The 19,622-nt window shown below is 41.6% G+C and carries 17 protein-coding genes; 7 read left to right on the top strand and 10 right to left on the bottom strand.

Going from position 1 to position 19,622, the window contains the following annotated elements; all coding sequences use genetic code 11:
* Positions 1-37: 37 nt before the first annotated feature.
* Genes AC5YCI_RS05060 through pilG form a run of 4 tightly spaced genes read right to left on the bottom strand, consistent with a single transcriptional unit; the run spans position 38 to position 3,468 of the window.
* Complete coding sequence (locus AC5YCI_RS05060; RefSeq protein ID WP_496128757.1) at positions 38-2,089, bottom strand: methyl-accepting chemotaxis protein; 2,052 nt, start codon at positions 2,087-2,089, stop codon at positions 38-40.
* A 56-nt stretch (positions 2,090-2,145) separates the two neighbouring features.
* Positions 2,146-2,673 (bottom strand): chemotaxis protein CheW, encoded by a 528-nt coding sequence (locus AC5YCI_RS05055; RefSeq protein ID WP_496128758.1) that lies wholly within the window; start codon positions 2,671-2,673, stop codon positions 2,146-2,148.
* 3 nt (positions 2,674-2,676) lie between these two features.
* Positions 2,677-3,045, bottom strand: coding sequence for a response regulator (locus AC5YCI_RS05050; RefSeq protein ID WP_496128759.1), 369 nt, complete (start codon positions 3,043-3,045; stop codon positions 2,677-2,679).
* 33 nt (positions 3,046-3,078) lie between these two features.
* Positions 3,079-3,468, bottom strand: a complete 390-nt coding sequence (pilG, locus tag AC5YCI_RS05045) for a twitching motility response regulator PilG (protein WP_496128760.1) — start codon at positions 3,466-3,468, stop codon at positions 3,079-3,081.
* A gap of 272 nt (positions 3,469-3,740) precedes the next feature.
* Between pilG and AC5YCI_RS05040 the strand changes: the two genes are divergently transcribed.
* The 5 genes from AC5YCI_RS05040 (at position 3,741) to AC5YCI_RS05020 (ending at position 11,525) form a co-directional block, all read left to right on the top strand.
* The gene (locus AC5YCI_RS05040) at positions 3,741-4,373 is read left to right on the top strand and encodes a hypothetical protein (RefSeq protein ID WP_496175271.1); all 633 of its coding nucleotides are present in this window, start codon (positions 3,741-3,743) and stop codon (positions 4,371-4,373) included.
* A 29-nt stretch (positions 4,374-4,402) separates the two neighbouring features.
* The gene (locus tag AC5YCI_RS05035; protein WP_496128762.1) at positions 4,403-5,500 is read left to right on the top strand and encodes an efflux RND transporter periplasmic adaptor subunit; all 1,098 of its coding nucleotides are present in this window, start codon (positions 4,403-4,405) and stop codon (positions 5,498-5,500) included.
* A gap of 14 nt (positions 5,501-5,514) precedes the next feature.
* Positions 5,515-8,619, top strand: coding sequence for an efflux RND transporter permease subunit (locus AC5YCI_RS05030; protein ID WP_496128763.1), 3,105 nt, complete (start codon positions 5,515-5,517; stop codon positions 8,617-8,619).
* An 88-nt stretch (positions 8,620-8,707) separates the two neighbouring features.
* Complete coding sequence (locus tag AC5YCI_RS05025; RefSeq protein ID WP_496128764.1) at positions 8,708-10,423, top strand: proline--tRNA ligase; 1,716 nt, start codon at positions 8,708-8,710, stop codon at positions 10,421-10,423.
* Between the two features lie 115 nt (positions 10,424-10,538).
* Positions 10,539-11,525, top strand: a complete 987-nt coding sequence (locus AC5YCI_RS05020; protein WP_496128765.1) for a TAXI family TRAP transporter solute-binding subunit — start codon at positions 10,539-10,541, stop codon at positions 11,523-11,525.
* Positions 11,526-11,593: 68 nt separating this feature from the next.
* Here the strand turns inward: AC5YCI_RS05020 and AC5YCI_RS05015 are convergent, their stop codons facing one another.
* The 5 genes from AC5YCI_RS05015 to AC5YCI_RS04995 form a co-directional block, all read right to left on the bottom strand.
* On the bottom strand, positions 11,594-12,016 hold the full coding sequence (locus AC5YCI_RS05015; RefSeq protein ID WP_496128766.1) for a hypothetical protein: 423 nt from the start codon (positions 12,014-12,016) through the stop codon (positions 11,594-11,596).
* A 156-nt stretch (positions 12,017-12,172) separates the two neighbouring features.
* Positions 12,173-13,447, bottom strand: coding sequence for an iron-sulfur cluster carrier protein ApbC (apbC, locus tag AC5YCI_RS05010; RefSeq protein WP_496128767.1), 1,275 nt, complete (start codon positions 13,445-13,447; stop codon positions 12,173-12,175).
* Positions 13,448-13,588: 141 nt separating this feature from the next.
* Entirely contained in the window at positions 13,589-13,804 is a 216-nt protein-coding gene (locus tag AC5YCI_RS05005; protein ID WP_496128768.1) for a hypothetical protein, read from the bottom strand.
* 191 nt (positions 13,805-13,995) lie between these two features.
* Positions 13,996-14,790 carry a hypothetical protein gene (locus AC5YCI_RS05000; protein ID WP_496128769.1) on the bottom strand — a complete coding sequence of 265 codons (795 nt, stop codon included), beginning with the start codon at positions 14,788-14,790 and terminating at the stop codon, positions 13,996-13,998.
* Between the two features lie 60 nt (positions 14,791-14,850).
* Positions 14,851-15,624 (bottom strand): GIY-YIG nuclease family protein, encoded by a 774-nt coding sequence (locus AC5YCI_RS04995; RefSeq protein ID WP_496175270.1) that lies wholly within the window; start codon positions 15,622-15,624, stop codon positions 14,851-14,853.
* Positions 15,625-15,719: 95 nt separating this feature from the next.
* Between AC5YCI_RS04995 and metG the strand changes: the two genes are divergently transcribed.
* The gene (gene metG, locus AC5YCI_RS04990) at positions 15,720-17,777 is read left to right on the top strand and encodes a methionine--tRNA ligase (protein WP_496128771.1); all 2,058 of its coding nucleotides are present in this window, start codon (positions 15,720-15,722) and stop codon (positions 17,775-17,777) included.
* Positions 17,778-17,957: 180 nt separating this feature from the next.
* Positions 17,958-18,314 carry a hypothetical protein gene (locus AC5YCI_RS04985; RefSeq protein WP_496128772.1) on the top strand — a complete coding sequence of 119 codons (357 nt, stop codon included), beginning with the start codon at positions 17,958-17,960 and terminating at the stop codon, positions 18,312-18,314.
* A 75-nt stretch (positions 18,315-18,389) separates the two neighbouring features.
* On the opposite strand, the gene AC5YCI_RS04980 is transcribed toward AC5YCI_RS04985, so the two are convergent.
* Positions 18,390-19,549 (bottom strand): IS3 family transposase gene (locus AC5YCI_RS04980; protein ID WP_496175269.1). Its coding sequence is split into 2 segments (ribosomal slippage): positions 18,390-19,303 and positions 19,303-19,549, totalling 1,161 coding nucleotides; the frame shifts between segments, so codons are not numbered across the junction.
* Positions 19,550-19,622: the final 73 nt, after the last annotated feature.

Below are 19,622 nucleotides of genomic sequence, written 5' to 3'. Positions count from 1 at the left end.
AACCGGAGACTTAAAGTGTTGAGTCTCCGTTACCGGGTTATTCTGGTAATTTAAAGTCAGTTACAGACTCACGTAATGACTCTGCCATGCTTGCCAACTCCGACACCGAACGTGCAGTATCAAAGGTCGCGCTTGTGGTTTGTGAAGTAATTTCTTGCACAACATTCATGGTCGTTGCGATATGACCTGCTGATGCTGACTGCAATTTCGCAGCATCGGAAATGTTGGCAATCAGTTTCGCTAAGTTGTTAGATACGGTTTGAATCTCACCCAAAGCCACGCCTGCATCTTTGGTTAGACTTGCTCCTTTGACCACTTCAGAGGTGGTTTGTTCCATCGAAATGACCGCTTCATTGGTATCAGTTTGAATGGTTTTGACCAAGGTTTCAATCTGCTTAGTGGCAGAGGCTGAGCGTTCTGCAAGACGCTGAACTTCATCGGCAACCACAGCAAAACCACGACCTGCTTCACCCGCCATCGACGCTTGAATTGCAGCATTTAAAGCCAAGATGTTAGTTTGGTCGGCAATATCGTTAATTAAAGCAACGATGTTTCCAATTTCTTGTGATGACTCACCTAAACGTTTAATACGTTTTGAGGTTTCTTGAATCTGTTCACGAATAATATCCATACCTTGAATCGAACGCTGTACTACATCAGCACCATTTGATGCAATTTGTACCGAACGCTCAGCCACCTGTGCTGATTCAGAGGCGTTAGAAGATACTTCATCAATCGAAATTGCCATTTCGTTAATCGCAGATGAAGCCCCCGCAATTTCTTGCGCTTGATGTTCAGATGCTTCTGCTAATTGATTGGTAATGTGTTGCGTGTTGGCGGTATATTGCGCCACTTCCTGTGAAGTTTCATTAATACGCGATACCAAATCGCGCAGCTGATCAATGGCAAAGTTAATCGAGTCTGCAATTGCACCCGTGAAGTCTTCCGATACCGTCGCATAGGAACGTAAGTCACCATCCGCAAGATCAGCAATTTCATCTAATAAACGTAAAATCGCGTTTTGGTTGCGGTCATATTCTTCTTGTAAACGTGCTACACGCTGCTTATCTGCTTCACCACGCAAGGTCAGCAGCTTGAATACCCCAACCAAAAAGCCAATTAAAGATAAAATTAAGCCAATTGCAGGAATCCATAGTCCTAACGATGAACTGTTTGATAACTGTTTTAAGTTATTTAATAGTGGCGTAGATTCATTATAAATGACACTTGAGGCTTGACGCACTTGAGCAATCGGTTCAGCATTTTTTTGCACCACAGTAGCAGCACTTGCCATCACCTGATCGTATTCAGCTTTAATATTGCTTAAGGCAGCACGTAAGTTGGTATCTTCGACCCGCGCTACGCCTAAGGCAGCATTACCATTGAGCTGACCATTTAAAAAGGCCGCAAAATTACGCACATCACTATTAAAATCTTCGGCAGAGGACTTTGAGTGTTGCGAGCCGTTCATTAAACCATTCATTGAGTTTAAAATACGTTCAGCTAAAAACACTTGGTTTTTGGCAAGGGCAATTTGGCTCCCGGAACTGCCTTGACGCGACATTTGCTCAATAATTAAATTGTACTGTGCTTGAATGCTAGGAATGGTTTCACTTAACGCCAAGTTGGCATCATATAACTGATTAATCAGTGGTTGCTGCGCTGTAATGATCTCCACGTTGCTGGCCACTTTAGCCCAGCTTGCGTCAATGTTTTGTAAAGCATCGCCATTGCCATAACCACTTTGCACACGCTGTAAATGCTCAGCAAACTCATCTTTGACTAAAGTTAGTTGTTTTAATGCTTCAGGTGTACCCGCTGCAGTGGTCATCGCTGCTTGGTTTGGCAGGGTTTGCGATAACAAACGCAGTTCACCTAAACTTTGCGTATAGGCATTATTTTTTGGCACGCTATAGAGCAAATACGCTAAGAATACTAAAGCCAAGAGCAAGCTAAATGCAGCACCATAAATATAAGGTTTGGATTTTTCACTATCACCAAAGACACGTGAGGCCTCATCAACCTGTTTTTGGACTTTGTTGAGCAAACCCGCGCCTTCGCTCGCACTTTTCTTAATATTAAAGCCCATTTAGCTTCTCCCAATTGCGTGTACGTCTGTCTGCATTTAATTCAGACGCTTAAATATTATAAAATAGAGGCATTCATATATTTTGGATGTTGCAGTAGTTGACTGAATAAGAACACCTGCCATTTTTGGTTATGTTGCTGAAAATAACCACGGCAATACGGGTGTAAAACGTCTTCTATTGCATCTTGATTGGAAAAAAAGCTCTTCTTATTAAAATGTTGAATCCCCAATACTTGATCTACAATCAACCCAACATAATGATCGTCATGCTGAATGCATAACACTTTTTGTGCACTTGAGCTTTGGCTTCTGTGCCCAGCTAAATAGTGACTTAAATCCGAAACGGAGAGTAATCGACCACGAATGTTGGCCACACCCCGTACCCAAGCTTGTGTATTGGGTACAGGTGTACATTTTGGTGGATAAATGACTTCTGAGACTTCCCCCAATGGCGCAACAAAGTATTGCCCCATGATCTCAAAAGCAATTCCTGACCATCGATTTACTTGATTGTCTTGATTGACATAGTGTTTATTGCCACGTTTTGCCAAACGAAGTAATTCGATAAATCCATTGGCAGCCATAACTTATTCCACAGTCAAATGTTGCTTAATGACATCAATTAATTGCTGTTCATCCACAGGTTTAGTCAAATAATCACGTGCCCCTTGACGTTTACCCCAAACGCGGTCGGTGGCTTGATCTTTGGTGCTAACAATGACAATCGGAATATGTTGGGTGCTGGCATTACGTGCAATCTGACGTGTGGCTTGAAAACCATTCACCCCAGGCATCACCACATCCATCAGTACCATATCTGGTAACTCAGCTTGTGCCATCGTTACCCCATCAGCGCCATTTGATGCCTCAAGCACCTCAAAACCGTGTTTAGTCAGAATTTCACGAAACCGAAATGTTTCAGTCGGTGAATCATCCACGATTAGGATACGTGCCATAGCTTTCCCCAATAAAAAATTAAATTAAAATCGTTATACTTTTGCTTTTACATGTGTGCGAATCGCACCTAATAACTCGTCTTTACTAAAAGGCTTAGTTAAATATTGATCCGAGCCCACCACACGGCCTTTGGCTTGATCAAATAAACCATCTTTACTGGAGAGCATAATCACCGGTGTGTTTTGATATTGCTGTGAATTTTTAATTAAAGCACAGGTTTGATAACCGTCTAAACGTGGCATCATGATGTCAACAAAAACGATGTCTGGATTCGCATCAGCAATCTTAGATAAGGCTTCAAAACCATCTACCGCAGTGACTACATTGCAGCCTTCGCGTTGTAATAATGTTTCTGCGGTACGGCGGATGGTCTTTGAATCATCAATCACCATTACTTTTAAATTCTGAAATTTTGCGTCCATTTCATGACCCCTGCCCATTTTTAGACTGCATGTAATATGCTTTTATAGAAATTATCTGCATTTTTAACACAGATTTACCTTTGGTTTCAACGAAGTGAGTTTGAAAGAGCTTGCATTTGCAAGGCTTTATGACAACCTTATCACACCCCTGTTGCAACAATATTTTTTTTTTAAGTTTGTCAGGGTTTTTAAAACAGCAGCACATGATAAGATAGTGTAATTATTTACTTAAAAATGAGTAATTTAGTCAACTTTATTTGGGTAAGACTAGGATGACAAAATTAACACACCCATGGACTTTTTTAAGCCAATTGGGAAAATTAAAATGGCTTATTTTTGTGACACTTAGCGCATTTTCACTGCCACTTTTAGCCAATAGCGTTAAGCCGGCGTGGTATCGTTATTACGATAGCAAGGGGGTCGCCAACGTCAGTACAACGGTAAGTCCCAATCATATTCGTTATGGTTATGAAGCATTGGACCGTAATATGCAGGTGATTCAACGCACCAAACCGTTTAACCCAGATAAAGCCTCATCACATATCAGTACAACCAATACAGTAAGCAAGCAAAAAGAAGCCGATCAACGTCTTAAAAAAGCATATGGGTCAAGTCGTCTAGCCACGCAAAAACGTCAAGAAAGCCTATCGCACATTAATAAACAGATTCAGTTGCAACAACAACAATTGGCCCAACTACAAAAGGACCGAATCCTGTTTAAAAAACAAGAGCAGCAATACACTAAAAAGGGCCTTGCTATACCACAAACCCTGCAAAACACCCTTAAATATAATCAACAATATATTCAAAACGGACACAAACAATTGCAATCGTTACAGATGCAATATCAAAAATGCCAAATAGAATACGATAGAATCATCACGCGTTTAAAAGCGCTTGAATAATTTTGTTTTAGCATATCTAGGAATGATGCATGCGACCTCATCAATTTACTGCAACCTCTGTTTTATTGTGTCTAAGTTTGACTTTAAGCCTCAGTGGTTGTGGTCAAGAGGAACCTGAAAAACCTGTTTCTAGTCCTGCTAAAATCGAGCTCATTGCAGCTGACTTAGTGGATATTGCCTATGGCGAAGCCGTCAATAAAACCCGTTTTAGTGGCACCATTCGCGCGGTTAATCAAAGTAGTGTCCAAGCACAAGTCACCGCAACTGCGACGCAGGTGAATGGCAATATTGGTCAACGTGTCAATCAAGGCCAAGTTTTGGTGGTGCTTAACAACCAAGATAACGCGGCGCGCCTTGCACAAGCTCAAGCCAATTTAGCTGCCACACAGGCGCAGGCCAATCAAGCCAAGTTGATGATGCAGCGTAAACAACGCCTATTACAGCAAGGCTTCATTTCTCAAGTAGAATATGAGCAAAGCATGGTCGACTATCAAGCGCAGCAAGAAAATGTAGCGGCACAACGCGCCAATGTGGATATTGCCCAAAAAGCCAATCAAGATGGCGTGATTAGAAGCCCGATTTCTGGCGTCATCACGCAACGTCAGGTCGAACCCGGTCAAACTGTCGCTGCAGGTCAAACCTTATTTGAAATTGTTGATCCCGATCATTTGGAACTACAAGCACAGGTTCCTGTCGAACAGCAAAGTGCCTTAGCTGTGGGTAATCACATTGAATATCGTCTTCAAGGTCAATCCACGCTGTTGAGCGCCAAATTGACCCGTGTCGCACCGGTTGCCGATATCGCTAGTCGTCAGATTGAGTTTTTCGCTCAACCCCAACAAAATATGCCAAGTTTAAGTATTGGTGCTTTTATTGAAGGCGATATTATTTCTGGTCAAGCTGTTGCAGGTCAGTTAGTGCCTTTAGATGTGATTCACAATATTGACAGCCAAGCTTATGTTTGGGTAGTACGCAATCAAAAACTACATAAAGTTGCGATTACCCTATTGCAGCAAAATCCAAGTTTAAATCAAGCTGTGGTCAGTGGTTTAAGCGCCAATGACCGTATTAGCCGAGTCAAATTTAACGATAAACAAATCAATCACGCTGTTAGCATTAGCCAGTAACAGGATTTACGCGCATGTGGTTTACCCGAATTAGTGTCAAATATCCTGTTTTTACCATTATGATGATGTTTTGCTTAATGGTTTTGGGTGTTGCATCTTGGCAGCGCATGGGGGTTGAAGAATTCCCTGACGTCGATTTCCCATTTGTGGTGGTGTATACCAATTATGCTGGTGCATCACCTGAAGCGGTTGAATCCGACATCACCAAAAAAATTGAAGATCAAATTAATACCATTTCTGGGGTTAAAAAAATCGTTTCGCAATCCAGCGAAGGTTTATCGACTGTGATGGTGGAATTTAATTTAGATACCTCTTCGACCACGGCGGCACAAGATGTACGTGATAAAATTGCCGTGGTCAGCGCTGATTTTCGCGATGAAATCTCTGATCCGATTGTTGAGCGCTATGACCCCACTGCCAATGCGGTAATGTCGATTGTCTTTGAATCAGAAAATCTCGCCTTACGTGATTTAAGTTCTTATTTAGAGCAGCGCATTGTGCCACAACTGCGTACCGTCGCTGGTGTTGGTTCGGTGAATTTATTGGGCGATGCACAGCGCCAAATTCGCATTGCGGTGGAACCCAGCAAAATGCAAAGCTTGGGCGTCGGTATCGATCAAGTCATCAATACCTTAAAGTCAGAAAATATTGACTTACCAGGGGGAAGCTTAAAAAATGCCAACACTGAGCTCGTGGTTGAAATTCAATCCAAAGTGATCTATCCGCAAGGTTTTGGCGATTTAATTGTCGCCAATAAAAATGGCGTACCCATTTATCTAAAACAAGTCGCCACGGTCACCGACAGCCAAGCCGAAACCGATTCAGGTGCGTTTTTAAATGGTCAAGCTGCGGTCGCAGTCGATATTTTACGTAGCTCAGATTCTAATATTATTGAAGTCGTAGATAACACCTATAAAGTCCTCGATAAAATTCAAGCTCAATTGCCTGAAGGCACCAGAGCCAAAGTGGTGGTCGATTCGTCTAAAAGTATTCGTGGCAGTATTGATAACGTGGTGCGTACCATTATTGAAGGTGCGATTTTAGCCGTTCTGATTGTCTTATTATTCTTAGGTTCATTCCGCTCCACCATTATTACAGGTCTTACCCTACCGATTGCGCTACTCGGGACACTCACTTTTATTTGGGCCTTTGGTTTTAGCATCAATATGATGACGCTATTGGCGCTGTCTTTAAGTATTGGTCTTTTAATTGATGATGCGATTGTGGTACGGGAAAACATTGTCCGTCATGCCGATATGGGCAAAGATCATGTCACAGCAGCATTAGATGGCACCAAAGAGATTGGTTTGGCAGTGCTTGCCACTACCTTGACCATTGTGGCGGTGTTTTTACCGGTGGCCTTTATGGGCGGCATTATTGGACGCTTTTTCTACCAGTTTGGGGTAACGGTCAGTATTGCGGTATTAATCTCGATGTTTGTTAGTTTTACCCTCGATCCGATGCTCTCAGCGCATTGGGCAGAAAAACCAAAAACCAAGCAAAAACCCAATAAAGTTCAACGCTGCTTAGATTGGGTGTCTACACGCTTAGATCATTTAAGCGTGATCTATGAAAAGCTACTTAAACTGGCGTTACGCTTTCGCGTCATGACTTTAGCCTTAGCGGTTGCTTCACTCTTTGGCGCTTTGGCTTTATCTAAAATGATTGGTACAGAATTTGTGCCTGTACCCGATAAAGCCGAAATTCGAATTAAGTTTGAAACCCCAGTCGATGCTGCCATTGAATATTCTGAAGCCAAGCTCAAACAAGTGGATGCCATTATTCGCGAGCATCCGGAGGTGATTAGTACCTATGGCGTGATTAATAGTGTCACCGATCGTGGTAAAAACCATGTCAGCTTACGTGTCACAGTGACTCCGCGCCAACAACGTGAGCAAAGCTTAACTGATCTCACCAATCAATTCCGTCAGCGTTTACAATCTGTCGCTGGAATTACGGTCACTTCAGTGGCTTCTGCCGACGAAACGGTATCTGGTGGTCAAAAACCGGTGATGATTTCAATTCAAGGCCCAGAGTTGGATGAATTACAAAAAATCTCCGATCGCTTTATGGCAGAGATTGGTCAAGTCGAAGGCATCGTTGATTTAGAAAGCTCATTGAAAGAACCAAAACCGACTTTAAGCATCCAAATTAATCGGATACTGGCTAGCGATTTAGGTTTATCAGTCAGTCAAATTGGTAATGCTATTCGTCCACTCTTGGCAGGTGATGATGTCACCACTTGGGAAGATGATAAAGGCGAAACCTATGACGTTAATGTGCGCTTAGCGGATAGCCAGCGCGGCTTGCCAAATGATTTAGAAAAGCTGTACATCGGTTCACAAAAACTAGATGCCAATGGTCAGCCGATTTTAATTCCGCTCTCCACTGTAGCGACCTTGCAACAAGATTTAGGCGCTTCACAAATTAACCGTCGTTATTTATCGCGTGAAGTGTTGGTTGAAGCCAATACTTCTGGTCGTCCCGCAGGTGATATTGGTGCCGACATTCAAAGGATTCAAGATAACTTTGAATTACCTGCTGGCTATAGCTTTATGACGCAAGGTTCCAATGCTGATATGGCAGAATCAGCAGGTTATGCGCTCACAGCTATTACTCTTTCAATTGTGTTTATCTATATTGTGTTAGGTTCGCAGTTTAATAGCTTTATTCACCCTGCCGCGATTATGGCCTCACTGCCTTTGTCGTTAATTGGCGTGTTCTTGGCTTTATTCTTATTTAACTCCACCATGAACTTATTCTCCATTATCGGGATTATTATGCTGATGGGTCTGGTCACTAAAAATGCCATTTTGCTGATCGACTTTATTAAAAAAGCCATGGATCGCGGGGTGGATCGTTACACTGCGATTGTGGAAGCTGGCAAAACCCGTTTACGTCCAATTTTAATGACCACCAGTGCCATGGTCATGGGCATGGTGCCCTTAGCCTTGGGCTTAGGTGAAGGCGGTGAACAAAGCGCACCGATGGCGCATGCGGTGATTGGTGGCGTGATTACTTCTACCCTACTGACCTTAGTGGTTGTGCCAGTGATCTTCACTTATTTAGATGATTTTAAGAATTTTATGCAGCGAATCAGCAAAAAAATTCTCTCTTAACACAAAAGCGCCGACATTCAACATGCCGGCGCAGTTTTTATTGTATAATTTCGCCCTTAATTACTCATCTTTGCTTAGGACAGTTTCCATGCGCGCGAGTCGCTTTTTATTTGCAACGTTAAGAGAAACCCCAAATGATGCGGAAGTGATCTCGCATCAGTTGATGCTACGTGCCGGTATGATCCGTAAACTGGCATCTGGTTTATATAGCTGGTTACCAATGGGTGTTCGCGTCTTAAATAAAGTGGAAGCGATTGTCCGTGAAGAAATGGACCGCGCAGGTTCACTACAAGTATTAATGCCTGTGACTCAACCTGCCGCTTTATGGGAAGAATCAGGTCGTTATGTGCAATATGGTCCAGAATTACTACGTTTTAAAGACCGTCATAACAACGATTTCGTGCTTGGCCCAACACACGAAGAAGTGATCACTGATCTTGCGCGTAACGAATTAAAAAGCTACAAGCAACTTCCTGCCAACTTCTACCAAGTGCAAACTAAATTCCGTGACGAAATCCGTCCACGTTTTGGTGTCATGCGTTCGCGTGAATTTGTCATGAAAGATGCTTACTCTTTCCATACCAACCAAGAATCATTGCAAGAAACTTACGACATTATGTATGACGCATACTGCCGTATCTTCACTCGTTTAGGCTTAAACTTCCGCCCTGTACAAGCCGATACTGGTTCAATTGGCGGTTCAGGCTCACACGAATTCCACGTTTTAGCATCAAGCGGTGAAGACGATATCGCCTTCTCAACTGAATCTGATTATGCGGCTAACGTGGAAATGGCTGAAGCGGTATTGGTTGGCGAACGTGCTGCCCCTACGCAAGAACTTCAAGTTGTCGATACACCAAACCAAAAAACTATTGCTGATGTATCCGCATTCTTAGGTACAGATCCAGCCCAATCAGTCAAAGCTTTACTGGTACAAGGTGTAGCTGAAGAAGGTAAAACTGCACCTGTTGTCGCGTTATTCTTACGTGGCGACCACGAACTAAATGAAATTAAAGCGGAAAAACACCCGCAAATTGCTGCTCCTCTTACATTTGCCACTGAAGCGCAAATTGCTGAGCTTGGCTTAACCGCTGGTTTCGTTGGCCCACAAGGTTTAGTTGAAAAAGGCGTGACAGTCATTGTTGACCGCGCAGCGTCAGTATTGTCTGACTTTGTAGCGGGTGCAAACGAAGCTGACAAACACGCAACGGGCGTGAACTGGGAACGTGATGCCAAGTTTACCGAAATATATGACTTACGTAATGTCGTTGAAGGCGATCCATCTCCAGATGGTAAAGGCACACTACAAATCAAACGTGGTATTGAAGTCGGTCATATCTTCCAATTGGGTCAAAAATACTCAGAAGCTTTAGGCTGTAAAGTATTGGGTGAAGATGGTAAACCATTTGTCGTGACCATGGGTTGCTACGGTATTGGTGTAACGCGTGTAGTTGCCTCTGCGATTGAGCAAAACTACGACGAAAAAGGCATTATTTGGCCGACCGCGATTGCACCATTTGAAGTTGCCATTGTGCCAATGAATGCGCATAAATCACCACGCGCTTTAGCTGCAGCTGAAGAATTGTATGCAGAGCTACAAGCTGCTGGATATGATGTGTTATTAGATGACCGTAACGAACGTCCGGGGGTGAAATTCTCAGATCTTGAGTTAACCGGTATTCCACATCGTATTGTGATTGGTGAAAAAGGTTTGGATGCAGGTACTTTTGAATATAAAGGTCGCCGTGACGCTGAATCTGTAAATTTAAGCAAAGCAGAATTATTAGCAAAAATTGCCAAATAATTTAATTTGTTTGATTTAGAAAAAATCCCGCGCCATGCGGGATTTTTTTGTATAGCATAATTAAGATAAAAATTTGCAGCAAAATAAAAATACTACTCCAACAAGGAGCTGCCTTATGCATGGATTACGCACATTAATGGTCTTGAGTCTTGCCTTTAGCTTGACCGCCTGTTCTAAACCTCACCCCTCATCCACCGCTCAACCGACTGAATTTAATCCTGAGCTAAAACTTGATGCACAACATTTAACCATTGCCACAGCGGATGCCTCGAGTCCGTATACCACAATTGGGCAAGCACTCGCTGAGCTTTATCAAAATCAATATCAAATTCCAGTCGATACAAAAATTACCCAAGGATCAGCCGAGAATTTACGCTTATTAAAGGACAAAAAAGCTGATTTAGCCTTAGTGATGAGCGATGTTTTACATGATGCCATACAGGGTAAGGCTGAATTTCAACAACCCGTTTATAATGTAGTGCAAATTGCGGCGCTATATCCAAGTTATATACACATCATTGCCCCCAGCCAATCCAGCATTCACACGCTAGCTGACTTAAAAAATAAAAGAATTGCGGTCAGCGCTCAGTCATCACATAGCGAAACCAATGCCAAACGGATTTTAGCCAGTGTGGGCTTAAAGCGTAATGATTATAAAATGTGGTATTTTGGCCATGCTGAAGCCATGGATGCCTTTAAAAATGGTCGTATTGATGCTGCTATTTTGAGTGGGCATATCCCCAATCAAGCCTTAAATCATTTGATGCAAGATGGCTTTAACTACAAATTTATTGGCTTAGAACCGCAACACATCAAAGCGTTACAACAGCAACACCCCTATTTTGTTGCCACAAACATTGCAGAAAATAGCTATGGTCGCCATGCAGCCGTACCCACAGTTGCGGTAATGCATACTTTAGTGGTGCGTCAAGATATAAGCCAACAAGATGTCTATGCGCTGACCCAAAGCTTTTTTCATCATCTGCCACGTTTACAACAATTGAGTCGCGCTGCTCAGGCAATTAATGTACAGCAATCACAACAAGGTTTAGTGTTTGCTTTACATCCCGGTGCTATTCAATACTATCAACAACAGCAATAACCCAAAAAAAGCCCAACCGAAGTTGGGCTAACGCTTAAACTTAAATTATTGACCGAGTACTGCTGTTTTTAGATTTTTGCAGCTTGTACTTGGCTCGCCACCTGAGTCGCTTCTTTATTTAATTTAGCATTTTTTGCCGCTGCGGCTTGTTGTGCTTTTGCTGCTTTTTCTGCAGCATTGGCCTTTTTGGCTGCTAATTTTGCCTGTTGCTTTTTAGCTTTCGCATCTGCTTTAGCTTTTAATTTAGCGGCTTTTTCTGCCGCCTTGGCTTTTTGCTCTTTTTCGCTTAAAACCACTTTGCTGGCATTGATTTTTTGTGCTGTTTGGGCTTTTTGAGCTGCGAGTTTTTTCGCTGCATCAGCTTCAGCAGCTGCTTTTTTTTGCGCTGCAAATTGTTGTAAAGTGACAGGCTGTGTTTCAGCAGCCATTACAGGTGCAGCCATCACAGCTGTAGCCAAACCTAGAACAATAGCTTGTGTTAAAGTTTTCATGTTTTTCCCCCTATAAAATCTAAGTACATTAAGCACTTAAATTAAGAATTACATATGGAAACAATGTAACCAGATTGTAACAAAAATAATTGATTGCTAGAAATTTCAACAAAAAAAAGCCCAAAGCTTAAACTTTGAGCTTTTTTTAAATTGTACTTAGAAAATACGGCTTTGATCTTTTTCAGCTTTAGGTAAAGCTTGCGCCAGTTTTTCTGCAATTGCCATATAACTTGGCGCTGCTGTATCTTCGGCTAAGACAGATGGCTTACCTATATCCGCATTTTCGCGAATTTGCGCATTCAACGGTAAACGACCTAATAATGGAATTTGGTATTGCTCAGACAGTTTGTCACCCCCACCTGTACCAAAAATCTGCTCTTCGTGACCACAGTTTGAGCATACATGGGTCGACATATTTTCAACCACACCCAAAATTGGAATATGCACACGGTTAAACAACTCAATGCCTTTAGTCGCATCCATAAGTGCCACGTTTTGCGGTGTGGTGACAATCACTGCGCCAGTGACTGGAATGCGCTGTGCCAAAGTTAACTGAATATCCCCTGTACCTGGTGGCATATCAATTAATAGTACATCTAAATCAGGCCAAAGCGTTTGGTTAAAGAGTTGCATTAAAGCGCCAGTGGCTTTAGGCCCACGCCATGCCACAGGGGTATTATGATCCCCCGTTAAGTGACCAATAGACAAAACCGCCAAACCATAAGCATCGAGTGGCACAAAGTTTTCCGCTTCAATCATAGGCGTACGACCGGCATTACCCAACATGGTGGGAATACTTGGGCCATAAATGTCAGCATCTAACACACCCACTTTTAAGCCGAGCTTTTGTAAGGCTAAAGCTAGATTGACCGTGGTGGTTGATTTACCCACACCACCTTTACCTGAAGATACCAACAGTACATTTTGAATACGTGGATGTTTAGGCACATCGCGTTGCTGCGGTGCGGCTTTTTGAATAGGTGCTTCTGCTTGCTTGGGCTGATAATTGGCATTGGCTTGTTGTACCGCATCCATACTGGCTGAGGCATCAACTACAGGCGGTAAATTGCTTTTTGCAGGTTCGGCTTTTTGAGTTGAGCAACTTTCGCCCTCGCTATGGTTATGTCCACAGCCCCCTGCTTTATGTGCCGTTTTTTGCTGAATCACATGCATATTGAGTTCTTTAATACCGCATTTTTCTAAGGCATCGGCTAGCTCATCATGAATTTGCTGCAAGTCATCGGCTTCGCTTGGGACCGTATTGATGGTAATTTGCAGAATTTGCCCTTGCACATTGACTTGGGTAATACGATCTTTCAGCGCATCTTTGGATTTTGGCAACAAATAACTTTGTAGCACGTGCTGGACTTCTTCTTCTTTCACCTCCTGTGCGGGCGAAAAAACCGATTTAAGCGAAGAAAGCCACGACATATATTTACTCCAAAACTGCATTTTTCGATCGAATTGCTTAGTTTAGCGGTTATTTAAGTTTAGGTTAAGCCGCTTTAATTTAATTCGCAATTTTTATAGCTCAAAAGCAAAAAAGATTGCCAAATGGCAATCTTTTTTGCTTTAGCGATGATGCTGATCTTCATCACCTTCACCAGTCTTTTTGTCGTCACGTTTTAAGTCATGTAACTTGTGTTCGGCTTTGAGCTTGGCATCTTGTGCCTTATGTTTTAAGTCATCTGCCAATTGCTCACCTTTGACTAAAGCCTCTTTAGCTTTGAGTTTTAATCCATCAGCAAGCTCATGGGCTTTATGTTTAAGATCGTCAATTTTACTCATGCTCACCACCTGTTGAGTTTGGCTTTAAGCTAGTTATAACGCTTTTTTTAAAATTAGCGGCTAAAAGCTGCAATTTGCAACATGCCCAATACATAAAACAGCATGTCATGTTTTAGTTGGCAATTAAATCGTGTTGTGATTGGCATCTTAAAAAAATTCAGCACTTAAATTTGCTTTAAGTGCTGATGCTGTTAGCGAATACCGCGCATAAAACTGGTCACGCTAAACAACCATAAGAATAAGATAAAGCTACGCGCCTGCGTAAAATGTGCTACATCGGTGCCATGTAAAATATTATGGCGAGTCATGGTCACATTAGAACTGCTATCCATTTTATAAGCCGCAAGCTCGCTAAAATACGCATTCATTTCTGTCGCAATTTTGGCTTTATGCCATAAGCTTTTAATCTCATTGCCTTTTAAGCCGGGCACAATTTTATAGACATCTAAAAACTTAGTGTCTTTTTGCGCTAAAAAGCCTTGTGCCAATAATACATCGGTCAGTAAGCCTTCGAGCTGTGCATACAGCAGCGGCACACAACCTGCATAAAAACCAAGTTTATACATTTCTAATGCTTGTTCAATGACGCCACGGCGTGCGCTGCTGTGAGCATTTTGACTTAAGTCATCAAAGGCTTTTAATAGTTCCGTTTTAAAGTATGCATCGTTGATGATCTCTAATACCTTAAATTGATTCACGTCTTCAGCTTGGTTAATCAGTTGCCAAAAATGCAGAAAATTTAAGGCATCATTGGCAAGTTTAGCATCCGCTGTTTGATTAAATTCATCTGCAAGTACTTGGAAATAAGCATCTTGCTTGGCCAGTTCCATTAAATGCTGCTGCAAAAAATCATGTTCTTTGTTTGACATGGTGGCAAAGTAGTCTTGCGCGTCTGCCAAAATTTGTTTACCCGCGAGCAGCTGTGTGCTGTTATTGGCTGCAATTTTGGTTACAGGGCCGTCAAAATCAAAATCGTCATCCATCATAACTGAAACTCTATCTAACTATCTAAATACTATTGCGAGGATTATACAAACCAATCATAGTTAACTGATCTCTATACTTCTTAAATCGTGCACTTGAAGTTCGGGAAAAAGAGACCTTAGCAAATTCGAGATTTCACTTGGACTTGTGTAAAACCATTCTTTACCTGGTGAGTTTTCTACTTTTCTACCTTTAAAATTTAAAATTGAATGGATCGCTTGTTCAAGATTATTAGCTTTTTCTGTTTTAATTATTAGAGCTATAATTGGTCTCTCAGGGAAACTTGTACCTACTTGAGTTAAAATTCTATTAAGTGAATCAGTAGATGACATACCTATTTTACAAGGCCAAATATCTCTGCCTTCTAATTGTGATAATTTTTCATAGGCTTCATAGTAGTACAAGTAGATACTTGCTCCATAAAAATCTTCATATATATTTGTAGCTTCTGAATTCTCAATAGTTTCAACAGCTAAAGATTGTAAATTTTCATTTAGATTTTCTGCCTCAAATGATATAGGTTGATCATTTATTTCACTATCCGTAATATCTTCTATATACCACTGCCCATAACCTCGATTTACACTTTTTTTATTTTTTGAAAGTGTATTCAGAGCTTTCTTCACACTGTGTGTCAGGTTTGTACCATTAATTATCCCACCATTATCAATATGATATTGTCTTACTTTTGAAACAATTACATCTCTCTTAACGGTTCGGTTATTAAAAAGTTGAAGTATTAACTCTTCTATTAAACTTGGTGTAAGGTAAAGCCCAGTGTATTTGTATTCAGCCAAAGTACTAACTCTGTATAACTTATATTTAGTCTTAGCCATTATATGACAAGTATTTGCATCCTTTGTTCAACTGTCATGCAAACTCATGTAAAATCGAGCCCATTGCATATGAATACGAATGAGAGAGTTAATCCGTGCGTAATATTTTAGTCACCAATGCCCTTCCTTACGCCAATGGCCCGATCCATATGGGTCACTTACTTGGTTATATCCAAGCAGATATTTGGGTTCGTGCGATGCGTGCAATGGGTCATAACGTGACTTATGTATGTGCAGACGATGCTCACGGTACAGCAATTATGCTACGTGCTGAAGCAAACGGCATTAGCCCAGAACAACAAATTGCCAATGTGCAAGCCGAACACGAACGCGATTTCGCTGGCTTTAAAGTCGATTTTGACCACTACGACTCGACCAACAGCGCAGAAAACCAAGCACGTGCGTCAGAAATTTATATTAAAAACCGTGATGGCGGCAACATTGCTGTACGTCCTGTTAAACAATTGTTTGACCCTGAAAAGGGCATGTTCTTATCAGACCGTTTTATTAAAGGCACATGCCCAAAATGTAAAGCGGAAGATCAATACGGCGACTCATGTGAAGTTTGCGGTACCACTTATAACGCGACTGAATTATTAGATGCAAAATCAACCTTAAGCGGTGCAACACCGATTGAAAAATCTTCAGATCATTACTTCTTTAAGCTACCGAATTTCTCAGAATACCTACAAAAATGGACACGCGATGAAGGTCGTTTACCGGTCTCTATTGCTAATAAACTTGATGAATGGTTTGAAGCAGGTTTATCCGATTGGGATATTTCTCGTGATGCGCCATATTTTGGCTTTGAAATTCCAGATGCGCCAAACAAATACTTCTACGTATGGGTAGATGCGCCAATTGGTTATATGTCGAGCTTTGAAAACTATATTAAAACCAAGCGCCCTGATCTAAGCTTTGATGATTACTGGAAAAAAGATTCTGAAAATGAGGTCTATCACTTCATTGGTAAAGACATCGTGTATTTCCACGCGCTGTTTTGGCCGGCAATGCTTGAAGGTGCTAACTACCGTACCCCATCTGGTTTATTCGTGAACGGTTTTTTAACTGTAAACGGTCAAAAGATGTCGAAATCTCGTGGGACGTTCATTAAAGCTGAAACCTATTTACAGCATTTAAACCCTGAATACCTACGTTACTACTTCGCATCTAAACTGTCTGATAAAGTTGAAGACTCTGACTTAAATCTTGATGATTTTGTACAAAAGGTTAACTCTGACTTAGTTGGTAAAGTAGTCAATATTGCCAGCCGCTGTGCAAAATTCATTAATACCAAGTTTGATAACAAACTTTCTGCAACGTGTGCAGAGCCTGAATTGGTACAAAGCTTTATTGATGCAGGTGCATCAATTGCAGCGCAATACGAAGCGCGTGAATTCTCTGCTGCGATTCGTGAAATCATGGCGCTTGCTGACAAAGCCAACCAATATATTGATGAGAAAAAGCCGTGGGCACTCGCTAAAATTGAAGGCGAAGAACAACAAGTACATGATGTATGTTCTGTGGGGATTAACCTGTTCCGTCAATTAGCGGTTTACCTTGCGCCAGTATTGCCTACACTTGCTGAACAAGTTCAAGCATTCTTACAGTTAGACAGCTTTGACTTTGCTTCGCGTGAAACGATTCTTGTGGGTCATGAAATTGCATTGTTCCAACCACTCATGCAACGTGTTGATCCAAAAGCGGTAGCTGCAATGGTCGATGCATCTAAAGATTCTTTAGCTGCTCCTGCTGAAGCACCAAAAGCTGAAAAGAAAAAAGAAAAGAAAGTTGAAAAGAAACCTGAACCTAAAGTAGGCGAAGCTGAAATCATTGGCATCGAAGACTTTATGAAAGTTGATTTACGTGTGGCTGAAGTTTTAGAAGCCGCTCACGTTGAAGGTTCTGACAAGCTTTTACAACTCACTTTAAATGTGGGTGAAGCTGAACCACGTAACGTATTTAGCGGTATTCGTGAGTTCTATGCGCCTGAAGATTTAAAAGGCAAATTGGTGGTGATGGTGGCTAACCTTGCACCACGTAAAATGCGTTTTGGTATTTCAAACGGTATGGTATTGGCTGCGGGTAATGGCGACGGTGTTTGGGTGATCTCACCTGAATCTGGTGCTAAACCGGGTGATAAAGTGTCTTAATTTTTAAATTAAGATGATAAAAAGCCTCTACATTGTAGGGGCTTTTTTTTATTGTTTAAATTATATCTTTCATTTTAAAGATATATTTTTAGACCAGCACTCTAAATTTGGTGGAATTTGCAATTGAATTTTCAACTACATTGACTACAATTCACTCGCTATTTATGGGGTAAATACATTATGAAAAAATTATTAATTGCTGCATTAGCAGTATCGTCTGTTGCTTTTACTGGTTGTTCTGTTCGTATGGCAGACATGACTGTCGCTTCAACTAAAAACTACAACTTAAACTCAAACCAATTTGTAAAAGGCGAACGCGTTACAGGTGAAGATAAGGTACCTGTAGTTCTATTTCCATTGGGTATTCCTAACTTTAAAACTGCCATCGACCGTGCAATTGAAAAAGATCGTTGTGCAGTGGCTTTATCTGATGTGGTAATTACGCAACTAAACCAAGCCTTTATTGTTGGCCAAGTGGGTTACCGTGTTGAAGGTACGCAAGTGATTGACCGTTCACAACCTCAATGTAAAAAATAAGATCTAACATCTTAATAAAGCCTCTACATTGTAGGGGCTTTTCTATCTCCAGGATCTAAAACCATTCCTATGATCCTAGACAGTATCGTGGACAACAAATCCCTCTAAATTCTTAAAATATTTCTGTTCAAAGGCTTCTGGGCTTAACCAGCCGTTTGCGGAATGCCTTCTGACCCGATTGTAATAAATCTCAATATAGTCAAACAAGACTGTATTCGCTTCTTTTCGAGTGGCAAACACACTGCCATGGACCACATGACCTTTCAATGTATGAAAGAAGCTTTCGGTCACTGCATTATCCCAACAGTTTCCCCTGCGTGACATACTTTGAACGCAGTTATTCGTCAATAATAGCGCCCTAAAATCACGACTACAGTACTGTGAGCCTTGGTCCGAATGCACCATGACACCCATTGGATACCCCTGACGAGCCATTGCATAATGAAACGCATCACACACCAATTGACGGTCTATTCGATGGCTGGTTTGCCAGCCGACAATACGACGGCTGAATAGATCCAGCATCACACATAAATACAGCCAACCTTGCTTAGTACGGATATAGGTAATATCCGTTGTCCAGATCTTATTGGGTTCATTGACCGTAAATTGACGATCCAACAAGTTAGGCGCTGTAGGCAAACGATGGTTTGAATCAGTCGTATGCTTGTATTTACGTGCAATCCTGCTACGTAAACCAAGCTTTTTAAGCATTCTTCCAACGGTTCGTTCGCTCATGCTGTAACCTAAATCATGCATGTCATGTACCAATGAAGGTGCACCCAATCGTGCATGATGCTGCCAATATACGGCTTTTAAATCATTATATTTCTGCGCTGGATTGGTCTGGCGTTTTCGCCAGGCATAATAGCCTGAAGTGCTGACACCCAGGCATTGACAGGCAGAAGATACAGTGACTTCATTCACATCCAGATCTTGAATTACCGTGTACTTTTCTTGGCATGATCTGTCAGAAAGTACACATGCGCTTTTTTAAAGATGTCATTGGCTTCCCTGAGCTGTTTGACTTCTTTCTCTAATTCTAAGATCCGCTGTTGTTCTGGTGAAAGTTGACGTTTGCTTGAACCCACTGGATTGGCTTCACGAATCCATTTGTCTAAAGTTGAATAACCCACACCTAATTTCTGGGCGATTGCAGCTATAGGTTCGTGGGAGTTTGAAAGTGCATAATCAATCGCTTGCTGTTTAAATTCAGGACTAAAACGTTTAGCCATTTCTTGAATCTCCAAAGATTAAAGTTACGTTATCTTTAGAGGGACGTGCTGTCCATTATTTTGGCTAGGATCA

This window comes from Acinetobacter sp. CY17, from assembly GCF_059515825.1.
This window is presented reverse-complemented; position numbering and strand designations above follow the sequence as displayed.

Bases quoted from the DNA above. Each gene is read 5' to 3' on its own strand.
- AC5YCI_RS05060 (WP_496128757.1), bottom strand. From the start codon at position 2,089: ATGGGCTTTAATATTAAGAAAAGTGCGAGCGAAGGCGCGGGTTTGCTC.
- AC5YCI_RS05055 (WP_496128758.1), bottom strand. From the start codon at position 2,673: ATGGCTGCCAATGGATTTATCGAATTACTTCGTTTGGCAAAACGTGGC.
- AC5YCI_RS05050 (WP_496128759.1), bottom strand. From the start codon at position 3,045: ATGGCACGTATCCTAATCGTGGATGATTCACCGACTGAAACATTTCGG.
- pilG (WP_496128760.1), bottom strand. From the start codon at position 3,468: ATGGACGCAAAATTTCAGAATTTAAAAGTAATGGTGATTGATGATTCA.
- AC5YCI_RS05040 (WP_496175271.1), top strand. From the start codon at position 3,741: ATGACAAAATTAACACACCCATGGACTTTTTTAAGCCAATTGGGAAAA.
- AC5YCI_RS05035 (WP_496128762.1), top strand. From the start codon at position 4,403: ATGCGACCTCATCAATTTACTGCAACCTCTGTTTTATTGTGTCTAAGT.
- AC5YCI_RS05030 (WP_496128763.1), top strand. From the start codon at position 5,515: ATGTGGTTTACCCGAATTAGTGTCAAATATCCTGTTTTTACCATTATG.
- AC5YCI_RS05025 (WP_496128764.1), top strand. From the start codon at position 8,708: ATGCGCGCGAGTCGCTTTTTATTTGCAACGTTAAGAGAAACCCCAAAT.
- AC5YCI_RS05020 (WP_496128765.1), top strand. From the start codon at position 10,539: ATGCATGGATTACGCACATTAATGGTCTTGAGTCTTGCCTTTAGCTTG.
- AC5YCI_RS05015 (WP_496128766.1), bottom strand. From the start codon at position 12,016: ATGAAAACTTTAACACAAGCTATTGTTCTAGGTTTGGCTACAGCTGTG.
- apbC (WP_496128767.1), bottom strand. From the start codon at position 13,447: ATGTCGTGGCTTTCTTCGCTTAAATCGGTTTTTTCGCCCGCACAGGAG.
- AC5YCI_RS05005 (WP_496128768.1), bottom strand. From the start codon at position 13,804: ATGAGTAAAATTGACGATCTTAAACATAAAGCCCATGAGCTTGCTGAT.
- AC5YCI_RS05000 (WP_496128769.1), bottom strand. From the start codon at position 14,790: ATGATGGATGACGATTTTGATTTTGACGGCCCTGTAACCAAAATTGCA.
- AC5YCI_RS04995 (WP_496175270.1), bottom strand. From the start codon at position 15,624: ATGGCTAAGACTAAATATAAGTTATACAGAGTTAGTACTTTGGCTGAA.
- AC5YCI_RS04985 (WP_496128772.1), top strand. From the start codon at position 17,958: ATGAAAAAATTATTAATTGCTGCATTAGCAGTATCGTCTGTTGCTTTT.